Genomic DNA, 1,286 nt, shown 5'->3' on the forward strand with positions numbered 1-1,286 from the left:
GTGAAGGACCTGGCGGGGCTGACGCCGCGCGCCGGCATCGCGGTCGTGACCTCGATGGACATCCGCCGCTACGTGCGCCGCATCGTCGAATCGGAATCGAAGTGGCTGGCGGTGTACTCGTACCAGGAGCTGGGCGCGCAGGTGCGTGTCGAGCCTTTGGGTCGGGTGGCGCTGTGAGTAGCCCGGATGTCAATCCGGGGTGCATGGTGCCGGCGCGGTCCCGGATTGGCACCCCGGGCTACGGAGGCCGCATGACTCGCCCACGCCCCGTCTCGTTTGAAGTGCACCGCAGTGCGCTGCCGAAGCAGCCTGCGCCGGCCGACCCCCTGCGCGCGCCGAGCTTCACCGACCTGCTGCGCCAGCGTCGCCCGTCGGGCGGCGCGCGGCCGTTCGGCGAGCGGCTGCGGCCCGATGCCGAGCCGTCCTCCTCGCAGGCGCCTGCCGAGGACGAACTCGCCGTCTCCGCCGAACCCGAGCACGCCGCCCCGGTCGCTCGCCAGCCCGAACCCGAGCCACACGACGAGCCCGACTGGGCCGACGACCTCGTTCCCGGCCCCGAGCTGCTGGAGCCCCTGCTTCATGGCAGCGCGGGAGCCGCGCGCGTCGCCCGCGCGGCCGCGCCGACGCACCCGGTGGTCGCCGCGATCGCGCAGACCATCTCGCGCTTCTGCAACGAGCGCGCCGTCGACGACAGCGAAGGCTGGCAGGTGCGCATGCCGCTGCGCCCCGACGTGCTGCCCGACACCACGCTCGCGCTGTCGGTTTCGTCGTACTGGCTGCAGCTTCGCTTCGAGACCACCGATTCGACCTCCCGCGACCTACTCTTTGCCCATCGCGACGCACTTGCCACGGCGCTCGAGGAATCCCTCAACCGCCGGCGCGAAGTCGCCATCACCATTGACTGAATCGCCATGACCGCTGCCACCCGCATCGAACCCGTCACGCCGATTGCCACCCACCTGGGGGCCGTCGGCACTGCCGCCGCCAGCGCCTCGCGGCTGCTGCACGACCGCCGCCTCGGCGCCCTGTGGCGCGCGCTGGACCTGCAGCGCGGCCTGTCGCTCGCCGCCGTGCCGGATGCCGGCGCCGCGCCGCGGGGGTATGCCACCTATGCACTCGAACTGGACTGCGACGCCGGCCGCTTCAGCCTCGCGATCGCCTGCCGCGCCGATGCCGCGCTGTCGCTGGCCGCGGCGTCGGACCTCGGTGCCCCGCTGCGTGCGCTGGCTGCCGAGGCGCTGTTCGGCGAAACCACCGAACGCCTGTCGCGCCTGGTGCTGCCCCTG

General features: G+C 73.1%; 2 protein-coding genes. Both read left to right on the forward strand.

Translation table 11 applies throughout. The annotated features are described in order from the left end of the window. Nucleotides 1-251 precede the first annotated feature (251 nt). On the forward strand, nt 252-905 hold the full coding sequence (gene sctP, locus AC1D01_RS35175; RefSeq protein ID WP_477874222.1) for a type III secretion system protein SctP: 654 nt from the start codon (nt 252-254) through the stop codon (nt 903-905). 6 nt (nt 906-911) lie between these two features. After that, the coding region (locus AC1D01_RS35180) for a hypothetical protein (RefSeq protein ID WP_477874224.1) at nt 912-1,286 on the forward strand (375 nt) is incomplete at its 3' end.

Source organism: Rhizobacter sp. P3_B12, assembly GCF_056402895.1.

Coding starts and splice junctions, on each gene's coding strand:
- sctP (WP_477874222.1), top strand. CDS start 252: ATGACTCGCCCACGCCCCGTCTCGTTTGAAGTGCACCGCAGTGCGCTG.